The sequence below is a fragment of the Serratia bockelmannii genome, from assembly GCF_008011855.1.
Taxonomy (GTDB): Bacteria; Pseudomonadota; Gammaproteobacteria; order Enterobacterales; family Enterobacteriaceae; genus Serratia; species Serratia bockelmannii.
Genome location: NZ_VOUX01000027.1, coordinates 1 through 19,054, shown reverse-complemented (window position 1 = coordinate 19,054; position 19,054 = coordinate 1). Strand labels below are relative to the sequence as shown.

Here is a 19,054-nt window from a genome sequence, read left to right as displayed (position 1 = left end):
AAAAAAAAGCCGGGCGCTTTCGCCGCCCGGCTTTCCTCTTTCTGCTCCGCCTTAGGGCACGTCATACCCCAGCGCCGCCTTGCGAATGCGGAACCACTGCTGGCGGTTCAACACCAGTTTCTGCGCCTTCAGCGCCGAGCGCACCCGCTCAATCTTGCCGGAGCCGATAATCGGCAGCGGCGAAGACGGCAGGCGCATCACCCAGGCGTACACCACCTGCTCGATGGTCTCGGCGCCGATCTCTTGCGCCACCCGCTGCAGCTCGTCGCGCAGCGGCTGGAACTCAGCATCGTTGAACAAGCGGCCGCCGCCCAGGCAGGACCAGGCCATCGGCTTGATGCGCAGCTGCTGGCACTGGTCGAGCGTGCCGTCCAGGATCGCCGGTTGGTGAATCGGCGAGATCTCCACCTGATTGGTGACCAGCGAGAACGGCAGGCGCGACTGCAGCAGTTGGAACTGCGCAGGCGTAAAGTTGGAGACGCCAAAATGGCGCACCTTGCCGCTTTTGTGCAGCGCGACAAAGGCTTCGGCCACGTCGTCAGCGTCCATCAACGGATCCGGGCGGTGGATCAGCAACAGGTCCAGGTAGTCGGTATGCAGATGGCGCAGCGACTGTTCCGCGCTCTGTACGATATGATCGCGATCGGTGATGTAGTGGCCGATCGGGTTGCCGGGCTTGGCGGTGGTGGCGATGCCGCACTTGGTCACCAATTCCAGCGACTGGCGCAGCGCCGGCTTCAGGCGCAGCGCATCGCCGAACGCCTGTTCGCAGGCATAGCCACCGTAGATATCGGCGTGATCGGCGGTGGTGACGCCCAGTTCGACATGCTGTTCGATGAACGTCAGCAGCTGCTGCGGCGACATGCCCCACTCCATCAACCGCCAGTAACCGCAAATCATGCGGGAAAATTCAGGCCCCTGCGGCGCGAGACGAATACGTTCTACCATTGCGAAAACCTCATGACATTAGTTGTCAGTCAGCATACACAAGCCGGTGAGGCACAGGGAAGCGGTAAGCCACACGAACGTGCGGCAGATCAGGAAAGGTTAAAACAGCGACGGCTGCTCAGGCAGCGGCTCGTCAGGCGCTTTATTGGCACGCTGCAGCCGCAGGAAGCGTTGACGGCACAGGCGCAGCACCTCGCGCTTTTGCGCGTCGCTCATGTTCATCCAGCCGAAACGCTCCTCGCGGCTGCGTAGGCAGCCACGGCAGAATCCGCGATCGTCAGCCTGGCAAATGCCGCGACACGGGCTGGGAATGTCGAAAAACTCAAGCTGCTGCGCCACGGGGCTCCTCCTGCGTTCTCTTGCTAATTGAAGACGCCATCGCCGCCGCTGGCAAGTCCCTTTTCGCCATTGCGGCGAAAATAGTCGCGCAAATAGCGCAGCGCCTGGCGGCTTTTCTCCGGCATAGTGCGTTCGAGCGTCAGCGCGTTCAGCCGCAGCGGCGCCGGCCGCCACTCCGGCAACAACAGCAACAGCTCGCCGCGCTGCAGCTCATCGCCAATTTCATACAGCGGCTGAACGGAAATGCCCAGCCCGGCACGGGTAAAGGCGCGCATTACGTTCATGCTCTCACTGACGATCTGCCCTTCCGCCAGCCGCAGCTTAACCTGCTGGCCGGACTGATGCAGCAAGTCCAGATGGGCCCCGCTGTAGCCGCTGGAGATCCAGCGGTGCTGCACCAAATCCTGCGGTTTTTCCGGCACCCCATGCTGGCTGAGATAACGCGGCGCGGCGCACAGCACCATCGGCCACGCCGTCAGCGGATGCGCGATCATATTGGCGTCCGCCAGTTGACGGTTGGCCCGCAGCGCGATGTCGACCCGCTGTTCTATCATGTCGACGATGCGATCGTCCGCCAGCACCCGCAGCGTCAGCTTGGGGTGCGCCTGCAGCAGCGGCGACAATGCCTCCGCCAACGAACGGCCGCCGATGCCGACCGGGGTGGCGATGCGCAGCTCGCCCACCAGCGTATCCCGCAGCTCCGCCAGCCGCTGCTCCGCCTGCTTCGCCTGTTGCAGCATCGCCTCGCAGCCGGGATAGAACGCGGCTCCCGCCTCGGTCAGCGCCAGACGGCGGGTGGAACGATGCAGCAATGGCACCCCGAGCGCCTTCTCCAGCGAGCGCATATGCTGACTGACCGCCGACGGCGTCATGCCCAGACGCCGCGCCGCGCCGGCCAGCGATCCCTCCGCCACCACGGTGGCGAATACCGCCATTCGATTGAGTTTATCCACGATTATGAAGTTTTACTTAATCAAGAAAGCATGAATATGGCACTAATCACGGCTATTGTTAAGGACTAGAGTAGACACCACGCAGCAGGCACATCGGCCTGCCTTACGATACTGAACCTATCCCCGAAGGAGCATACAGATGAAAGTAGCCATTATTGGAGCAACCGGTTTTGTTGGCCGCCGCGTGGTAGATGAAGCGCTGGCTCGCGGTATTCAGGTAACGGCAATCGCCCGCCAGAAAAAAGATTTGCCGGAGCACGCCAATCTGACCATCGCACTGGGCGACGTCGCCGACACCGCCTGGCTGGCGGGGCAGTTGCACGGTCAGGATGCGGTGATCAGCGCCTACAATCCCGGCTGGGGCGAAGACAACCTGTATGAGAAGACTACGCGCGGCGCCCAGCAGATCCTTACCGCTGTCGGGCAGGCAGGCGTCAAGCGCCTGTTGGTGGTGGGCGGCGCAGGCAGCCTGGAAGTGGCGCCGGGCGTTGAACTGGTGGATACGCCGCAGTTCCCGGAAAATATCCGCCCCGGCGCGCAGGCGGTGCGCGATCTGCGCAATAAACTGCGCAACGAATCAGCACTCGACTGGACCTATCTCTCGCCGGCCGCCCTGCTGGAGCCGGGCAAACGCACCGGCCAGTTCCGCCTCGGCACCACGCAACTGCTGATGAACGGCGACGCGCCGGCCAGCATTTCGGTGGAAGATCTGGCGGTCGCTATCGTTGATGAGATTGAAAAACCTCAGTTTATTCGCGCGCAATTCACCGCCGCCTACTAAACTGCCCCACCGCCAGGCCATAAGGCCTGGCGGTTTTCACGTATTCTCCGTCGCCAGTATTCTGAATTTCTAAGGTTTTCTTAAGTTTCATCCGGTAGATTTCACGACATTATCTACTTTCAGGATCCCGACATTGGCAATGTGGTTACGTCAACGCTTACAGTGCAACAGCCTCGGTTTTACCCTCGCCACCGCCCTGTTCTTCACTCTATTTCAAAACGCGTTATTCCTGCATCGCGCCTGGTCGTATATCACCTTCGATAGCGTCCACAGCGTGATTTTCGCGGCGAGCATGCCGGTGGTGATCTTCTGTGCGCTGAATATTATCTTCAGCGTGTTGACCGTGCCCTACCTGCGTAAGCCGTTGATCATCTTTTTCTTGCTCGGCAGCGCCGCAGCCAACTATTTCATGTTCAGCTATGGTGTGGTGATCGACGGCAACATGATGCAAAACGCCTTCGAAACCAACCCGCAGGAGGCGACCGCGCTGCTGACGCCGCGCATGGGATTGTGGCTGGCGCTGCTCGGCATTCTGCCGGCGGTAGCGGTCTGCTTCACCCAAATTCGCCAGACTCGCCCCTGGTGGTACATGGTCGGGCTGCGCGCCGCTAATGTCATGCTGTCGTTGGTGGTGATCCTGATCGTCGCCGCGCTGTTCTACAAAGACTACGCTTCGCTGATCCGCAACAATAAAAGCGTGGTGAAGATGTTGACGCCTTCCAACTTCGTGGCCGGCACCATCAAGTTTACCGAACAACGTTACTTCACCCGCAATCTGCCGCTGGTCAAGATCGGTGAAGACGCGCGTAAAGGGCCGCTGATCGCCAAGCAGACCAAGAAAACGCTGGTGATCCTGGTGGTGGGCGAAACCGCCCGCGCCGAAAACTTCTCCCTCGGAGGTTACGGGCGCGAAACCAACCCGCGCCTGAAGCAGGACGACGTGGTCTACTTCAAGAACGCCAGTTCCTGCGGCACCGAAACGGCGATCTCCGTCCCCTGCATGTTCTCCAACATGCCCCGCAAGGAGTACGACGCGACTCAGGCAACGTATCAAGAAGGCATGCTCGACGTGCTGGCGCATGCCGGCGTCAATGTGCTGTGGCGCGATAATGACGGCGGCTGCAAAGGTGCCTGTGACCGGGTGCCGCACGTGGACATGACCAAGCTGAAACTGCCGCAGGACTGTGACGGTGAGGTTTGCATGGACAACGTGCTGCTGTACAAGCTGAACGACTACATCAATAGCCTGAAAGACGACGGCGTGATCGTGCTGCACCAGATGGGCAGCCACGGCCCGGCTTACTACCGCCGCAGCGCACCAGAATTCCAGACGTTTTCGCCAACCTGCAACAGCAACCAGATCCAGGATTGCAGTCATGAACAGCTGGTGAACACCTACGACAACTCAATCCTGTATACCGACGCAATGCTCGATGCCACCATCAAGCTGCTGCGGCAGTATGACGACCGGTTCAATACCGCGCTGGTCTACCTGTCCGATCACGGCGAATCGCTGGGGGAAAACGGCATGTATCTGCACGGCACGCCTTATGTCTTCGCGCCGAGTCAGCAAACGCACGTGCCTTTCCTGATGTGGATGTCTGCCGACTATCAGCGCAATTTCGGCATTGATCGCCAGTGCCTGAACACGCTGGCGGAAAAGGACGACGTGTCGCAGGACAACCTGTTCCACACCCTGTTGGGCATGCTGAACGTACAGACCCGCGAATATCAATCCCAGTTGGATATCCTGCAGCGTTGCCGCAACGCGGCGTAGCGCTTAACTTCCGTGTGCCACTGGGGCACAATAGTTTGCAGACAACCGGCGTTTTGTGCGCCGGTTTTTTTATTCCCATTGACCTAGACCAATCGGTCTATTATGCTCGGCGCCATGATGACCAAATCAACGCATTGCAACGTGGATACACGTGAACATCTGCTCGCCACCGGCGAAACCCTCAGCCTGCGCCTGGGCTTTACCGGCATGGGGCTGAGCGAACTGCTGGCTACCGCGGGCGTGCCGAAAGGCTCGTTCTACCACTATTTTCGCTCGAAGGAAGCCTTCGGCGAAGCGATGCTGCAACGCTATTTCACGCATTATGACGCACAGATGCAGGCGCTGTTTGCCGACAGACGCGGCGATGCCCGCCACCAGCTGCTCGGCTATTACGCCCAGGCTATCAGCTATCACTGCCGCAGCGAATGCCATAACGCCTGCCTGGCGGTGAAGCTTTCCGCCGAGGTGAGCGATCTGTCGGAACCGATGCGCCATGCGCTGGAAACGGGCACCGCTCGCGTGATCGGCCATCTGCAGGAGGCCATCGAGCGCGGTATCGCCGAGGGCTCGCTGTCGGTGGCCATGAGCCCCGCGGCGACCGCAGAAACGCTGTATTCACTGTGGCTCGGCGCCTCGTTGCGCGCCAAGATCCGTCACTCGCTGGCGCCGTTAACCAGCGCGCTGGAAAGCATCGAGTTGCTGCTGCGCCCGCCGCAGCCGTAACACCACCGTCTTTTTTCGTGAAAATGCAGTTCGTGTTTTTTTATCGCCCACCACTAGACGACCGGTCTATTAAATACAGGATGCACTATGAAGACTGAAAAATTGCTCTCTCCGCTGAAGGTTGGCGCCGTCACCCTGCCCAACCGCGTGTTTATGGCTCCGCTGACGCGTCTGCGCAGCATCGAACCGGGCGATATTCCTACGCCACTGATGGCGGAATATTATGCGCAGCGCGCCAGCGCCGGCCTGATCGTGACCGAAGCGACGCAGATCTCCTTCCAGGCGAAAGGCTACGCCGGTGCGCCAGGCCTGCATACCCCGGAACAGATCGCCGCGTGGAAATACATCACGCAGGCGGTACACGACAAAAACGGCCACATCGCCGTACAGCTGTGGCATGTAGGCCGCATCTCCCACGCCAGCCTGCAGCCGGGCGGGCAAGCGCCGGTCGCGCCTTCGGCAATCAACGCCGACACCCGCACCACCGTGCGTGATGAAACCGGCGCCTGGGTACGCGTACCGACCTCTACGCCGCGCGCGCTGGAAACCAGCGAGATCCCGGGCATCGTTAACGATTTCCGCCAGGCGACCGCCAACGCGCGTGACGCCGGCTTCGACTTCATCGAACTGCATGCGGCCCACGGCTATCTGCTGCACCAGTTCATGTCACCGGCTTCCAACCAACGTACCGATCAATACGGTGGCAGCATTGAGAACCGCACCCGCCTGACGCTGGAAGTGGTCGATGCCACCATTGCCGAATGGGGTTCCGAGCACATCGGTATTCGTATCTCGCCGCTTGGGCCGTTCAATGGGCTGGACAACGGTGAAGATCAGGAAGAAGCGGCGCTGTATTTGGTGGAAGAGCTGAATAAGCGCAACATCGCTTACCTGCACATCTCCGAACCGGACTGGGCCGGCGGCAAACCGTATTCCGACGCCTTCCGCGACTCGGTGCGCGCCCACTTTAAAGGGGTGATTGTCGGTGCCGGCGCCTACACCGCTGAAAAAGCCGAAGCGTTGATCGAAAAAGGCTTCATCGACGCGGTGGCCTTCGGCCGCAGCTATATCGCCAACCCGGATCTGGTCGAGCGTTTCCGTCAGCACGCCCCGCTGAACGAACCTAAGCCAGAAACCTTCTACGGCGGCGGTGCCGAAGGCTATACCGACTATCCGTTTCTGGCGAAGTAACCCGTCCTGATCCCAACGGCCACGCAATCGCATGGCCGTTTTTTATGCGCCGCGCGCAAAAAGGCCCGCACAAGGCGGGCCGGGGTTCCCTGGTGTTGTTTATGCTGCAGTTCAATTTCTACACGGTTATGTGGGGAATTGATAATTGATTGTGCAGATCAATTACTTCGTATCGATCGGTACGCTCGATCAATATTTAAACACCACCGCTCCAAACCCGACAGGTGACATTGTCACTCATTCGTCACATTGAATTCCCTTGTAGGACAAGGCTATACTCGCTTGTGCTTCAATCCACCCGCCGTCTGCCACGGCACAGTCAATTCAGAGGAATTATGCGCTTACTCCATACCATGATCCGCGTCGGTGACCTGCAACGTGCCATCGACTTTTACACCAAGGTATTAGGCATGCGTCTGCTGCGCACCAGCGAAAACCCGGAGTACAAATACTCCCTGGCTTTCGTCGGCTATACGGAAGAGAGCGAAGGCGCGGTTATCGAACTGACCTATAACTGGGGCACCGACAGCTACGACATGGGCACCGCCTTCGGCCACCTGGCATTGGGCGTAGACGACGTTGCCGCCACCTGCGACAGCATCCGTCGCGCAGGCGGCAAGGTCACCCGCGAAGCCGGCCCGGTGAAAGGCGGCACCACGGTGATCGCCTTCGTCGAAGATCCGGACGGCTACAAAATTGAGCTGATCGAAAACAAACACGCCGGTCAGGGCCTCGGCCATTAAGCCACCCCTTCAGGGCGCGCTGGCGCCCTGCTGATTCTCCGCGCGATAGCGCCTGCAACCGGGCGCAAAATTTGCCATAATGCGCGCTGCATTCGATGAAGATAAGAAACTGATGGCCGAAAAAAGTGATCTTAACGCCCTGAGTGGTCGTTTTCGTGGGTTTTATCCCGTAGTAATAGATGTTGAAACCGCCGGCTTCAACGCCAATACCGATGCGTTGCTGGAGATCGCCGCCGTGACGCTGAAAATGGATGAAGATGGCTGGCTGCAGCAGGACGAGACTCTGCACTTCCACGTGGAGCCTTTCGAGGGCGCCAACCTGCAGCCGGAAGCGCTGGCGTTTAACGGCATCGATCCGCACAACCCGTTGCGCGGCGCGGTCAGCGAATACGACGCGCTGCACGCCATTTTCAAAGCGGTGCGCAAAGGGCTCAAGGAGCGCGGGTGCAACCGGGCCATTATCGTGGCGCACAACGCCAACTTCGATCACAGCTTCCTGATGGCCGCGGCCGAACGTGCCGGCCTGAAGCGCAATCCGTTCCATCCGTTCGCCACCTTCGACACCGCTGCGCTGAGCGGCCTGGTGCTGGGCCAAACGGTGTTGGCGAAAGCCTGCATCGCCGCCGGTATGCCGTTCGACAGCAGCCAGGCGCACTCTGCGCTGTACGACACCGAGCAAACCGCCCTGCTGTTTTGCGAGCTGGTTAACCGCTGGAAACGTCTCGGCGGCTGGCCGCTGCCCGCCGGCGATCTCGCCGAATAAGCCCAACAAAAAAGGCGGCCCAGTTTGCACTGGCGCCGCCCGTTACGCGATAACCACAAGCCTGTCGATTAAGACTGCTGGTCTTCCTGCGCTTTATACTTTTCTGCCGTTTCTTTGATCAGCTGCTGCAGTTCGCCGCGCTGATACATTTCGATGATGATATCGCAACCGCCGACCAGCTCACCGTCTACCCACAGCTGCGGGAACGTCGGCCAGTTGGCGTATTTTGGCAATTCGGCGCGGATGTCCGGGTTTTGCAGAATATCCACGTAGGCGAAACGCTCGCCGCAGGCGGACAGCGCTTGCACTGCCTGCGCGGAGAAGCCACAGCTCGGCAGCTTTGGCGAACCTTTCATGTACAGCAGAATCGGGTTTTCAGCGATCTGGTGCTGAATTTTTTCAAGTGTCGTCGTCATTTATTGCTTCCTCAAGCCACATTTCATGGCTACAACATGCATCACGCGGGCTATTGTAGCGGCTGGAACAGTCGCAAGAAAACGCCATCTTTTGCAAGGATATTCGCCCGCCGCCGATCGCGTTTCACCGGCCACGTCATTCCGGTCAAAACATACGTTGAGAATAACATTTTTAATCCGACCATTTCACTAATATATTGCGCCGCGATGACGGCGCGACTTAATTATATCCGCCACCGCCGACTGGCGCTTTTTTATACACCAACAGGCTGATTTTGAAACAAAAAAAATGTCATTAACGTTTTCTCACAATATGGATTATTATTTATGAGTTCTTCGCTGTTTTATATGGCGAAATTCGGGAATACTGTAACTCTTTCGATATCCGCTTCGGGGCCAAGGTTGGTGACGTCGACATGCGTTTAATTCTTACGCTCTTTGCGCTGCTGTTTACGCAGCTCTTCTTCAATTTGGCGCACGCTGCGCCACAGGCGCGTGTTGCCGCCGAGCAGCGTAAAAGCCATGCTAATGAAGCGCGGCCCGATGACCGCAGAAAAAAGAAAGCGGACAAAGCCGCTAAAAAAGCCAAAGTGACGGCCCCCGCGAAAAAAACCAAGACCGCCAAGGCGAAAAGCGAGAAAAGCGCGAAAAAGATCGCCAGCGCAAAACCCAAGGCCAAAGCGCAGAAAACTGCCAAGATTAAAGTCACCCCGCCGAAGAAGGGCTATAAAAAAGGCTATGGTCGCCACCGCGAAGCCGGTATGGCCACCGCTAAACTGGTGCGTGACGAGAAGCCGTTAAAACTTAGCCCGGCGCACAAAAAACGCTACCAACACGCCAAGCAGACCGCGATGGCCAAGCTGATGGATCAGATGGGCAAGCCTTATCGCTGGGGCGGCAGTTCGCCGCGCACCGGCTTCGACTGCAGCGGCCTTATCTATTACGCCTATAAAGACGTGGTGAAAATCAAAATGCCGCGCACCGCCAACGAGATGTATCACCTGCGCGACGCGGCGCCGATCAAGAAAAGCGAACTGGAAAGCGGCGATCTGGTGTTCTTCCGCATCAACAACCGCGGCGTGGCGGACCATGTTGGCGTCTACCTCGGCAACGGCAAATTCATCCAGTCACCGCGCACCGGTGAAGAGATCCGCATCAGCCAGCTCGACAACGACTATTGGCAGAACCACTACATCGGCGCACGCCGCGTAGTAACGCCGAAAACTATCCGTTAATTCCCTGCTCTGTGCGGTTGCGGCCCCGGTCGCAACCGCCTGCTCAAGCTATCGCCCATCGCACCTCCCCACGCGCATTTCTCGCTTTTCTTCCTGTTTTTTATGATGAAAATTGTTAAGATTGAATGACCACAATAAAAAACGGCCCATATGACTCTCGCCCGGCGAGAGGCGAATGGCGCTGTAAAGGAGGAAGCAATGTCGTTTGAATTACCTGCATTACCGTATGAGAAAAACGCGCTCGAGCCGCACATCTCCGCCGAGACCCTGGAATACCACTACGGCAAGCACCACAACACCTACGTGGTTAACCTGAACAACCTGGTGAAAGGCAGCGAGTTCGAGGGCAAATCGCTCGAAGAGATCATCAAGACCTCTAACGGCGGCGTCTTCAACAACGCCGCGCAGGTGTGGAACCACACCTTCTACTGGCACTGCCTGTCACCACAGGGCGGTGGTGAACCGCAGGGCGAACTGGCGGCAGCGATCGTCAAATCCTTCGGCTCTTTCGCTGCGTTCAAAGAGCAGTTCACCGATGCCGCAGTGAAAAACTTCGGTGCCGGCTGGACCTGGCTAGTGAAAAAACCGGACGGTGCGCTGGCGATCGTCAACACCTCCAACGCGGCCACCCCGCTGACCGGTGAAGACAAACCGCTGCTGACCGTTGACGTGTGGGAACACGCGTATTACATCGATTACCGCAATGCGCGTCCAAAATACCTGGAAAACTTCTGGGCGTTGGTCAACTGGACCTTCGCAGCGGAAAACCTGGCGTAAGCGCAGGTTCTGAGGTGATGAGGCGCAGCCTGGCTGCGCCTTTTTTATAACCGGGGGTAAATCAGTTCAACGCGGCAACGAAGCTGAAAGCGATAATGACCGCCAGCGCGCAGACGGTAGTGAACAGCGACATCTTCAATTCGGTATCCATGACAACTCCTTTAAAATGGGCTTTCCTAAGGATAAAAGGCGCACAATTAGTACGTCAAATCATTTTCCCACAGTTCGCCGATAAAATCTTGTTATCATTTCCCGGTTTATAATCTCGATTACCTCTTCCACTTTTGTTCAATATGCGACAAAATTCGCAGTTCACAACTGCGTACCGGCATTCATGCCCCTCCTGATTAAGCGCTGAAGACTTCAACACACTAAAAACTCAGTTTTCGCTTCTCTGGAGAAGGATCTACGTAGGCAAACGATTAACATCACACTTACATGCTGTAAACATGTGAGTTCAGGAGTCATTCCTTACATGGCAACGATTAAAGATGTGGCCAAACGCGCGGGCGTTTCCACCACCACCGTTTCGCACGTCATCAATAAGACTCGTTTCGTCGCCGAAGAGACCAAAGCGGCCGTGTGGGCCGCCATTAAAGAGCTGCACTACTCGCCGAGCGCCGTAGCGCGCAGCCTGAAAGTCAATCACACCAAGTCGATCGGCCTGCTGGCCACCTCGAGCGAAGCCCCCTACTTTGCCGAAGTGATCGAGGCGGTGGAAAACAGCTGCTACAGCAAAGGCTACACCCTGATCCTGTGCAACTCGCACAATAATCTCGACAAGCAGCGCGCCTACCTGGCGATGCTGGCGCAAAAGCGCGTCGACGGCCTGCTGGTCATGTGCTCCGAGTATCCGGATCAGCTGCTGGGCATGCTGGAAGACTACCGTAACATCCCGATGGTGGTGATGGACTGGGGCGCCGCGCGCGGCGACTTCACCGATACCATCATCGATAACGCGTTCGAAGGCGGCTATCTGGCCGGCCGTTACCTGATCGAGCGCGGCCACCGCGATATCGGCGCCATTCCCGGCCAACTGTCACGCAACACCGGCGGTGGCCGTCACCAGGGCTTTATGAAGGCGCTGCAGGAAGCGAATATCGACATTCGCGAAGAGTGGATCGTCCAGGGTGACTTCGAGCCGGAGTCCGGCTATAAGGCGATGCACCAAATCCTGTCGCAAAAACAGCGGCCGACCGCGGTATTCTGCGGCGGCGATATCATGGCGATGGGGGCCATCTGCGCCGCCGACGAGCTGGGCCTGCGCGTGCCGCAGGATATTTCCGTGATCGGCTACGACAATGTGCGCAACGCCCGCTACTTCACCCCGGCGCTGACCACCATTCACCAGCCGAAAGAGCGCCTGGGCGAAATGGCCTTCACCATGCTGCTAGATCGCATCATCAGCAAGCGCGAAGAGTCGCAGGTGATCGAAGTGCATCCGAAGCTGATCGAACGCCGCTCGGTCGCCGACGGCCCGTTCATCGACTACCGCCGCTAATCCCCCGCGCCGGAAGCCTGCGCAGCTTCCGGCTCCACCTCACTCAGCCACTCCTGATTCAACGTCTCTCCATCACCCAGATACGCCAGCAGCCAGCTCATCGCCGGTGACGGTTTATCCTGCTGCCAGGTCAGGCAGCACGGGCTGGCGGGAAACGGCTGCTGCAGCTGCAACGCCTTCAACTCACCGCGCTGCACCCGCGGCAGCGCCAGATGCGCCGGCATCATACCGACGCACAGCCCGGCGCACAGACAGTCGAACGCCGAGGTCCAGTCCGGAACCACCAGCCGCCGCTGGTTATCCAGCGTCCAGGTGACGCGCTTGGGCAGATTGCGCGAAGTGTCCTCCAGACAAAGCGCAGGGTACGGCCTAAGCCGATCGTCATTCAACGCCCCTGCCAATTGCGCCAGCGGGTGCTGCGGGCTGACCACGCACAGCCAGTTCATATACCCCATGTCGCGAAAGGCGAAGCCGCCGCCGACCGGCACCGCGCGGGTGGCGCCAATCGCCATATCCGCCCTGCCGTCCACCAACGCATCCCACACGCCGTTAAACACCTCGGGTTGCAACATCAGTTCAACGTCGGGGAAATGGCGGTAGAAATCCAGCACCAGTTGGCGGCTGCGCTGCGGTTTGACGATGATGTCCACGGCGATATTCAGCTGACCGCGCCACCCGTTAGCCACCTGCTGACAATGGCGGCGTGTGTCGAGCATTTTTTTGATAACAGCTCGCGCATCCTTGATAAATAACGCGCCGGCCGGCGTCAGCTCCACATCACGGTGACGCCGCTCAAACAGCGGCACCGCCAGCCATTGTTCCAACTGCCGCACGGTGTAGCTCACCGCCGACGGCACCCGGTGCAGCTCCTGCGCCGCCGCGCTGAAACTGCCGGTGCGCGCCACCGCGTCAACCACTTCAAGAGAATATTCAGACCACATCGCTTTGCCTTCAATTTTTTTAACAGCACTTTGCAAATATTACCGTTTCACAAGCAGAGATCCAGCCGGATACACTGGCCGGCGCTAAAAACCTGCGACACTAAAATATTAACGAGAAATACCATGCGAAACTCCTTTGGTTTTATGTTCTATCTCGCCGGCCTGAGCATGCTGGGTTATCTGGCGACCGATATGTACCTGCCCGCCTTTGGCGCCATGCGGGAGGAACTGCAAATTTCCGCCGGCGCGGTCAGCGCCAGCCTGAGCATATTTCTGGCCGGCTTCGCCTTCGCGCAGCTGCTGTGGGGGCCGCTCTCCGACCGGCTGGGCCGCAAACCGGTATTATTGATTGGCCTGACGCTGTTCGCGTTCGGCTGCCTGGGCATGCTGTGGGTGGAAAATGCCGTGCAACTCTGGATACTGCGCTTTATTCAGGCCGTCGGCGTCTGTTCCGCCGCCGCCATCTGGCAAGCGCTGGTGGTCGACCGCTATCGCGAAGGCCAGGCCAATCGCGTATTCGCCACCATCATGCCGCTGGTCGCGCTGTCGCCGGCGCTGGCGCCGCTGCTTGGCGCCTGGCTGCTTAACCACGCCAGCTGGCGTGCGATCTTCGCCGTGTTGCTGGCCATCACCGCCCTGCTGCTGCTGCCGACGTTGCTGCTCAAAGATCGCGCCAAAACTCAACCCGCTGCCGATGCGCCAAAAAGCAGCGTCAGTTTTTGGCAATTATTGAAATCCCCGGTGTTCAGCGGCAACGTCGCCATGTACGCCGCCTGCTCGGCCGGCTTCTTTGCCTGGTTGACCGGCTCGCCGTTCATCCTCGGTGATATGGGCTATGGCCCGAGCGACATTGGTCTGAGCTATGTGCCGCAGACGCTGGCTTTCCTGCTGGGGGGCTATGGCTGCCGCGCCGCTCTCAAACGCATCAATGGCAAAACCCTGCTGCCGTGGCTGCTGGTAGCTTATGGTGTCAGCATGGTGGCGCTGTATCTGGTGGCGACCGTAACCACTCCGACGCTCACCACGCTGCTGATCCCGTTCTGCGTGATGGCGCTGGTCAACGGCGCGGGCTACCCGATCATGGTGGCGAATGCGCTGATGCCGTTCCCGGAAAGCAGCGGCAAAGCCGCCGCGCTGCAAAATACGCTGCAGTTGGGGCTGTGTTTTGTGGCGAGCATGCTGGTGTCGGCGTTTATTGCCCAGCCGCTGCTGGCGACGGTGACGGTGATGGTGTCTACGGTGATCCTCGCCGCGCTGGGCTATTTCCTCCAGCGGGGAAAAGCGGGCGATGCACAGCAAAAGGCGCAGCGGAAACATGCTAACTCAGCGTCATAATTGCCAAGCTTAATAATCACTTAAAGAATATGCGCGCCGAGTGCGATTTACAGTTGAGTCAACGCCTCGGCACGCCTATACTCAAAAACAACTTTATAAAGTAACACCTTATAATCTCTATATCTCAATTAGCTCTTGTGTACGCGTCTTGCGTCACACTCTTTTTTAAAGAGGCGTTTATCCTGCGCCATTTGCGTCGGGTCGTTTCTTTAAATTTCCTCTGTTCATAGTCGGATATCAGACGCCGCGGGCTTATTTCCCGTCGGTATACGTATGCACCCGCAGAAATTGTCTAAGCTGTTTCCTAACGGGTCATCAGTCAGAAGAAGGTGATGGAGAAGCTATGAGTTCATCGTGTATAGAAGATCTGAGCATCCAGGATAACCAGTGGTATCGCATCGCGCACGAAATGCTCGGTCTGGCCGGTATCGAAATCAATGGATCGCGCCCTTTCGATATTCAGGTTAAAAATCCCGAATTCTTTAAACGCGTTTTGCAACAAGGGTCACTGGGCCTCGGCGAAAGTTATATGGACGGTTGGTGGGAGTGCGAACGGCTGGATATATTCTTCCAGCGCGTGGTCAGCGCCGGGCTGGAGAAGAAACTTCCCCACCACCTGAAAGATACCCTGCGGATCGCCGCCGCGCGCCTGACCAACCTGCAATCGAAAAAGCGCGCCTGGATCGTCGGCAAAGAACATTACGATCTCGGCAACGATCTGTTTACCCTGATGCTCGATCCTTACATGCAGTATTCCTGTGGCTATTGGAAAGACGCCACCACGCTGGAGGAAGCGCAGGAAGCGAAGCTGCGGATGATCTGCGAAAAACTGCAGCTGCAGCCGGGCATGCGCTTACTGGACATCGGCTGCGGCTGGGGCGGCCTCTCTGCCTATGCGGCGAAGAATTACGGCGTGTCGGTGGTCGGCGTGACCATTTCCGCCGAACAACAGAAGCTGGCCCAGGCTCGCTGCGCCGGGCTGGATGTGCAGATCCTGCTGCAGGATTATCGCGATCTTCATCAGCAGTTTGATCGCATTGTCTCGGTCGGCATGTTCGAGCACGTCGGGCCGAAAAACTACCGCACCTATTTCAATGTGGTAGAACGCAATTTAGCGCCGCACGGCCTGTTCCTGCTGCACACCATCGGTTCCAACAAAACCGACATGAACGTCGATCCGTGGATCAACAAATATATCTTCCCGAACGGCTGCCTGCCTTCAGTGAGCCATATCGCCGAAGCCAGCGAAGGCCATTTCGTGATGGAAGACTGGCACAACATCGGCGCCGACTACGATCGCACGCTGATGGCCTGGTTCGAGCGCTTCAAACAGGCGTGGCCGCAGCTTGCCCCGCGCTACTCCGAACGCTTCGAGCGGATGTTCAGCTATTACCTGAACGCCTGCGCCGGCGCGTTCCGGGCGCGCGATCTGCAACTGTGGCAGGTGGTATTCAGCCCGAAAGGTGTTGAAGGCGGCATCCGCGTCGCCCGCTAAGCCACTTGCCCGACAAAAAAGGCCCCGGTAGTCACATCGCCGGGGCCTTTTTTGCTCGTTCGAAGCGTACGGCTTAGCCGCAGTAAACGCGGATGATTTTATCGTCGCTGTCGCCAAGGAAGTTCAGGCGGCGCAGGTTGAAATCCATGGTGACGGCAGAGTTGTACGGAATGGCTCGCACCTTGGCGTCGATCCGTACGCCTTCCAGCGAGCTCATCGGTTTGCCGACGAAGTTTTGATACTGTGATGCGCCACAGGTATCGTCCGCATCGGCCATTTGCGCGCCCGCGCCCTGCTCAGGCGAACTGCTGCAGGCGCTCAGCGCCAGCAACGCGGTTAACAACAACGTTTTCCCATAAAACTTCACGCGTTTCTCCTCTCTGCTTATGATTCGATTCCGGCGGCAACGCCCGAATCGCTGTCAGTCTTTGTGCGCCGGCGCCACCGCCGCCGCCAGCGTCGCTTCCCGGTTGGCCAGCACGCGCTCGACGGTGTCCACCACCGCCTGCGTTTGCGGATCGATCTCGATGTTCACCTTGTCACCGAGGCGTTTTTTACCCAGCGTGGTGCGATCCAGCGTTTCCGGGATCAGGTGCACGCAGAAACGGTTATTCACCACTTCGCCGATGGTCAGGCTAATGCCGTCGATGCCGATGAAACCTTTGTGCAGCACATATTTCATCAATTCCGCATCCGGCATGCGCAGCCATACCTGGCGGTTATTTTCCGAGGTATAAATCTTGGCCACCTCCGCCGTGCAGATAATATGGCCGGACATCAAATGGCCGCCAATTTCATCATTGAACTTCGCCGCGCGCTCGATATTGACGATGTCGCCCAGCGCCAGATCGCCGAGGTTGGTCAGGCGCAACGTTTCTTTGATCAAATCGAAGCTGACGCGGTTGCCTTCCACCGCGGTGACGGTCAGGCAGCAGCCGTTATGGGCCACCGACGCGCCCAGCTCCAGCCCCGGCAGCAGCTCGGTAGGCATTTCGATCACGTGGGTGCGGAAATTGGGTTTCTCATCAATGGCGACCAGCGGCGCGGTGCCTTGTACGATACCGGTGAACATATGTGCCTCTTCTTGCTAAATAGGTTAAAACGCTACCGGCAGTTTGCCCCAGTTGGCGCTGAAAACCAAATCCGCGACGGTAAAAAAGGAATGGCTGCGCATTTAATAACTATTTATCTGCGGCGTTTGCTTAACGACGCCGAGCAGGTACAATCTTTTTGACAAAATTCCGCTATTTTAATTGTTGTCCTCTCGCGGCAGCCCTCCCTCCCACATATATAAATAGAAAAGGTGTATGCGTGCAGAAGTACTTAATTGAAGCGCGTAGTTTATTGGCTCTCGCTATCCCGGTCATTATCGCGCAAATATCGCAAACCGCTATGGGCGTGGTGGATACCATCATGGCCGGCGCTTACAGCGCCACCGACATGGCGGCGGTGGCGGTCGGCACCTCAATCTGGCTGCCGGCCATCCTGTTCGGCCACGGTCTGCTGCTGGCGTTGACCCCGGTTATCGCTCAGCTCAACGGTGCCGGCCGCCGCGATCGTATCGGCCATCAGGTGCGCCAGGGTTTTTGGCTGGCCTCCGGCGTCTCCGTACTGCTGATCGTCGTGCTGTATAACTGCAAGTTCGTCATCGACATGATGCACAACATCGATCCGCAGCTGGCGGATAAAGCCGTCGGCTACCTGCACGCCATCATGTGGGGGGCGCCGGGCTACCTGTTCTTCCAGGTGATGCGCAACCAGTGCGAGGGGTTGTCTAAAACCAAGCCCGGCATGGTGATCGGCTTCCTCGGCCTGCTGGTGAATATCCCGATCAACTACATCTTCATCTACGGCAAGTTCGGCATGCCGGAACTCGGCGGCGTCGGCTGCGGCGTCGCCACCGGCAGCGTCTACTGGATCATGTTCCTGATGATGCGCTGGTACGTGAAGCGCGCGCCGTCGCAGCGCGACATCAAACGCCAGGCCGGCGATCTCGGCGGCCCGGACTGGGCAGCGCTGAAGCGCCTGATCGGCATCGGCATGCCGGTGGCGCTGGCGCTGTTCTTCGAAGTCACGCTGTTCGCCGTGGTGGCGTTGCTGGTTTCGCCGCTCGGGATCGTCGCGGTCGCCGGCCACCAGATCGCGCTTAACTTCAGCGCGCTGATGTTCGTGCTGCCGCTGTCGCTGGGCGTCGGCGCCACCATCCGCGTCGGTTATCGTCTGGGGGAAGGCTCGGTCGAAGGCGCGCGCGTCGCCGCCTATTCCGCCATCGGCGTCGGCATCACCATGGCCGTCTGCACCGCGCTGTTTACCGCCACCTTGCGCGAACCGATCGCCCTGCTGTACAACGACAGCCCGGCGGTGGTGGCTATGGCCTCGCAGCTGATGCTGTTGGCGGCGCTGTACCAAATTTCGGACTCGATCCAGGTGATCGGCAGCGGCGTGCTACGTGGTTATAAAGACACCCGAGCGATCTTCTTCATCACCTTTATCGCTTATTGGGTATTGGGCCTGCCGAGCGGCTATCTGCTGGCGTTAACCGACGTGGTGGTGCCGGCAATGGGGCCAAGCGGCTTCTGGATCGGCTTTATCATTGGCCTGACCTTCGCCGCCATCATGATGGCGCTGCGTATGCGCTGGCTGCAGAAACAGCCGACCGCCGTCATCCTGCAGCGATCCACGCGCTGAATTCGCTCCCGGCCGGTTTCATCCCCGGCCGGGCTGCGGTTTGCGGAAAAAAACGCCGGACTGCGCACAACCTCAGCAATCGCGTGAAATACCGAATAAAATTGCGCTTTTCCCCTTGCCAGCGCGCAGGTAGCTCGTTAATATTCGTCCCCGCTGTCAGCCATGACAGACAGGAAAAGATGCGTCCGTAGCTCAGTTGGTTAGAGCACCACCTTGACATGGTGGGGGTCGGTGGTTCGAGTCCACTCGGACGCACCAAATTCCAGAAGCAGTACAGTGCGTCCGTAGCTCAGTTGGTTAGAGCACCACCTTGACATGGTGGGGGTCGGTGGTTCGAGTCCACTCGGACGCACCAAATTCCAGAAGCAGTGCAGTGCGTCCGTAGCTCAGTTGGTTAGAGCACCACCTTGACATGGTGGGGGTCGGTGGTTCGAGTCCACTCGGACGC

20 protein-coding genes and 3 tRNA genes are annotated in these 19,054 nt (G+C 58.5%); 15 read left to right on the top strand and 8 right to left on the bottom strand.

Translation table 11 applies throughout. The features are described 5' to 3' along the window. Nucleotides 1-51: 51 nt before the first annotated feature. The 3 genes from FOT55_RS13630 to FOT55_RS13620 form a co-directional block, all read right to left on the bottom strand. Nucleotides 52-948: an aldo/keto reductase gene (locus FOT55_RS13630; RefSeq protein WP_025302663.1), complete on the bottom strand. Its 897-nt coding sequence runs from the start codon at nucleotides 946-948 to the stop codon at nucleotides 52-54. A 99-nt stretch (nucleotides 949-1,047) separates the two neighbouring features. Further along, entirely contained in the window at nucleotides 1,048-1,287 is a 240-nt protein-coding gene (locus FOT55_RS13625) for a DUF1289 domain-containing protein (RefSeq protein ID WP_015377731.1), read from the bottom strand. Between the two features lie 23 nt (nucleotides 1,288-1,310). After that, on the bottom strand, nucleotides 1,311-2,240 hold the full coding sequence (locus tag FOT55_RS13620) for a LysR substrate-binding domain-containing protein (RefSeq protein WP_025302662.1): 930 nt from the start codon (nucleotides 2,238-2,240) through the stop codon (nucleotides 1,311-1,313). A 139-nt stretch (nucleotides 2,241-2,379) separates the two neighbouring features. Here FOT55_RS13620 and FOT55_RS13615 point away from each other — a divergent pair, with 139 nt between their 5' ends. The 6 genes from FOT55_RS13615 to rnt all read left to right on the top strand — a co-directional run bounded on the left by FOT55_RS13615 (nucleotide 2,380) and on the right by rnt (nucleotide 8,218). After that, nucleotides 2,380-3,021: an NAD(P)-dependent oxidoreductase gene (locus FOT55_RS13615; RefSeq protein ID WP_025302661.1), complete on the top strand. Its 642-nt coding sequence runs from the start codon at nucleotides 2,380-2,382 to the stop codon at nucleotides 3,019-3,021. Between the two features lie 139 nt (nucleotides 3,022-3,160). Further along, nucleotides 3,161-4,798 carry a phosphoethanolamine transferase EptA gene (eptA, locus tag FOT55_RS13610; protein ID WP_147823570.1) on the top strand — a complete coding sequence of 546 codons (1,638 nt, stop codon included), beginning with the start codon at nucleotides 3,161-3,163 and terminating at the stop codon, nucleotides 4,796-4,798. Between the two features lie 102 nt (nucleotides 4,799-4,900). After that, complete coding sequence (locus tag FOT55_RS13605; RefSeq protein WP_025302659.1) at nucleotides 4,901-5,521, top strand: TetR/AcrR family transcriptional regulator; 621 nt, start codon at nucleotides 4,901-4,903, stop codon at nucleotides 5,519-5,521. A gap of 87 nt (nucleotides 5,522-5,608) precedes the next feature. After that, a complete protein-coding gene (nemA, locus tag FOT55_RS13600) occupies nucleotides 5,609-6,712 on the top strand; it encodes an alkene reductase (protein ID WP_147823569.1) in 1,104 nt (367 codons plus the stop codon). 335 nt (nucleotides 6,713-7,047) lie between these two features. After that, nucleotides 7,048-7,455: a lactoylglutathione lyase gene (gene gloA / locus FOT55_RS13595; protein ID WP_004931325.1), complete on the top strand. Its 408-nt coding sequence runs from the start codon at nucleotides 7,048-7,050 to the stop codon at nucleotides 7,453-7,455. A 79-nt stretch (nucleotides 7,456-7,534) separates the two neighbouring features. Beyond that, on the top strand, nucleotides 7,535-8,218 hold the full coding sequence (gene rnt, locus FOT55_RS13590; RefSeq protein WP_049295485.1) for a ribonuclease T: 684 nt from the start codon (nucleotides 7,535-7,537) through the stop codon (nucleotides 8,216-8,218). 68 nt (nucleotides 8,219-8,286) lie between these two features. On the opposite strand, the gene FOT55_RS13585 is transcribed toward rnt, so the two are convergent. After that, the gene (locus FOT55_RS13585) at nucleotides 8,287-8,634 is read right to left on the bottom strand and encodes a Grx4 family monothiol glutaredoxin (protein ID WP_004931329.1); all 348 of its coding nucleotides are present in this window, start codon (nucleotides 8,632-8,634) and stop codon (nucleotides 8,287-8,289) included. Nucleotides 8,635-9,050: 416 nt separating this feature from the next. Here FOT55_RS13585 and FOT55_RS13580 point away from each other — a divergent pair, with 416 nt between their 5' ends. Both FOT55_RS13580 and sodB read left to right on the top strand, forming a co-directional pair. Then, nucleotides 9,051-9,869 (top strand): C40 family peptidase, encoded by an 819-nt coding sequence (locus tag FOT55_RS13580; RefSeq protein WP_043141154.1) that lies wholly within the window; start codon nucleotides 9,051-9,053, stop codon nucleotides 9,867-9,869. A gap of 198 nt (nucleotides 9,870-10,067) precedes the next feature. Then, nucleotides 10,068-10,646: a superoxide dismutase [Fe] gene (gene sodB / locus FOT55_RS13575; RefSeq protein WP_004931333.1), complete on the top strand. Its 579-nt coding sequence runs from the start codon at nucleotides 10,068-10,070 to the stop codon at nucleotides 10,644-10,646. A gap of 61 nt (nucleotides 10,647-10,707) precedes the next feature. Here the strand turns inward: sodB and cydH are convergent, their stop codons facing one another. Then, on the bottom strand, nucleotides 10,708-10,797 hold the full coding sequence (cydH, locus tag FOT55_RS13570) for a cytochrome bd-I oxidase subunit CydH (RefSeq protein WP_019455989.1): 90 nt from the start codon (nucleotides 10,795-10,797) through the stop codon (nucleotides 10,708-10,710). 324 nt (nucleotides 10,798-11,121) lie between these two features. On the opposite strand from cydH, the gene purR reads away from it, so the two are divergent. After that, nucleotides 11,122-12,147 carry an HTH-type transcriptional repressor PurR gene (gene purR / locus FOT55_RS13565; protein WP_025302656.1) on the top strand — a complete coding sequence of 342 codons (1,026 nt, stop codon included), beginning with the start codon at nucleotides 11,122-11,124 and terminating at the stop codon, nucleotides 12,145-12,147. Here purR and punR read toward each other — a convergent pair. Continuing rightward, the gene (punR, locus tag FOT55_RS13560; protein WP_147823568.1) at nucleotides 12,144-13,088 is read right to left on the bottom strand and encodes a DNA-binding transcriptional activator PunR; all 945 of its coding nucleotides are present in this window, start codon (nucleotides 13,086-13,088) and stop codon (nucleotides 12,144-12,146) included. The genes purR and punR overlap by 4 nt on opposite strands. A 123-nt stretch (nucleotides 13,089-13,211) precedes the next feature. On the opposite strand from punR, the gene punC reads away from it, so the two are divergent. Then, entirely contained in the window at nucleotides 13,212-14,423 is a 1,212-nt protein-coding gene (punC, locus tag FOT55_RS13555) for a purine nucleoside transporter PunC (RefSeq protein ID WP_049204292.1), read from the top strand. 343 nt (nucleotides 14,424-14,766) lie between these two features. Further along, nucleotides 14,767-15,918, top strand: coding sequence for a cyclopropane fatty acyl phospholipid synthase (gene cfa, locus FOT55_RS13550; RefSeq protein WP_025302653.1), 1,152 nt, complete (start codon nucleotides 14,767-14,769; stop codon nucleotides 15,916-15,918). A 73-nt stretch (nucleotides 15,919-15,991) separates the two neighbouring features. Here cfa and FOT55_RS13545 read toward each other — a convergent pair whose 3' ends face one another. Together FOT55_RS13545 and FOT55_RS13540 are read right to left on the bottom strand one after the other, a co-directional pair. Beyond that, nucleotides 15,992-16,285 carry an I78 family peptidase inhibitor gene (locus tag FOT55_RS13545; protein ID WP_049207088.1) on the bottom strand — a complete coding sequence of 98 codons (294 nt, stop codon included), beginning with the start codon at nucleotides 16,283-16,285 and terminating at the stop codon, nucleotides 15,992-15,994. A gap of 54 nt (nucleotides 16,286-16,339) precedes the next feature. After that, the gene (locus FOT55_RS13540; RefSeq protein ID WP_025302652.1) at nucleotides 16,340-16,990 is read right to left on the bottom strand and encodes a riboflavin synthase; all 651 of its coding nucleotides are present in this window, start codon (nucleotides 16,988-16,990) and stop codon (nucleotides 16,340-16,342) included. A gap of 239 nt (nucleotides 16,991-17,229) precedes the next feature. Here FOT55_RS13540 and FOT55_RS13535 point away from each other — a divergent pair, with 239 nt between their 5' ends. The 4 genes from FOT55_RS13535 to FOT55_RS13520 all read left to right on the top strand — a co-directional run bounded on the left by FOT55_RS13535 (nucleotide 17,230) and on the right by FOT55_RS13520 (nucleotide 19,054). Further along, nucleotides 17,230-18,606: an MATE family efflux transporter gene (locus FOT55_RS13535; RefSeq protein ID WP_043141143.1), complete on the top strand. Its 1,377-nt coding sequence runs from the start codon at nucleotides 17,230-17,232 to the stop codon at nucleotides 18,604-18,606. A gap of 181 nt (nucleotides 18,607-18,787) precedes the next feature. Continuing rightward, nucleotides 18,788-18,864 (top strand) — tRNA-Val (locus FOT55_RS13530). 20 nt (nucleotides 18,865-18,884) lie between these two features. Continuing rightward, a tRNA-Val gene (locus FOT55_RS13525) sits at nucleotides 18,885-18,961 on the top strand. Between the two features lie 20 nt (nucleotides 18,962-18,981). After that, nucleotides 18,982-19,054: transfer RNA gene (locus FOT55_RS13520), tRNA-Val, on the top strand.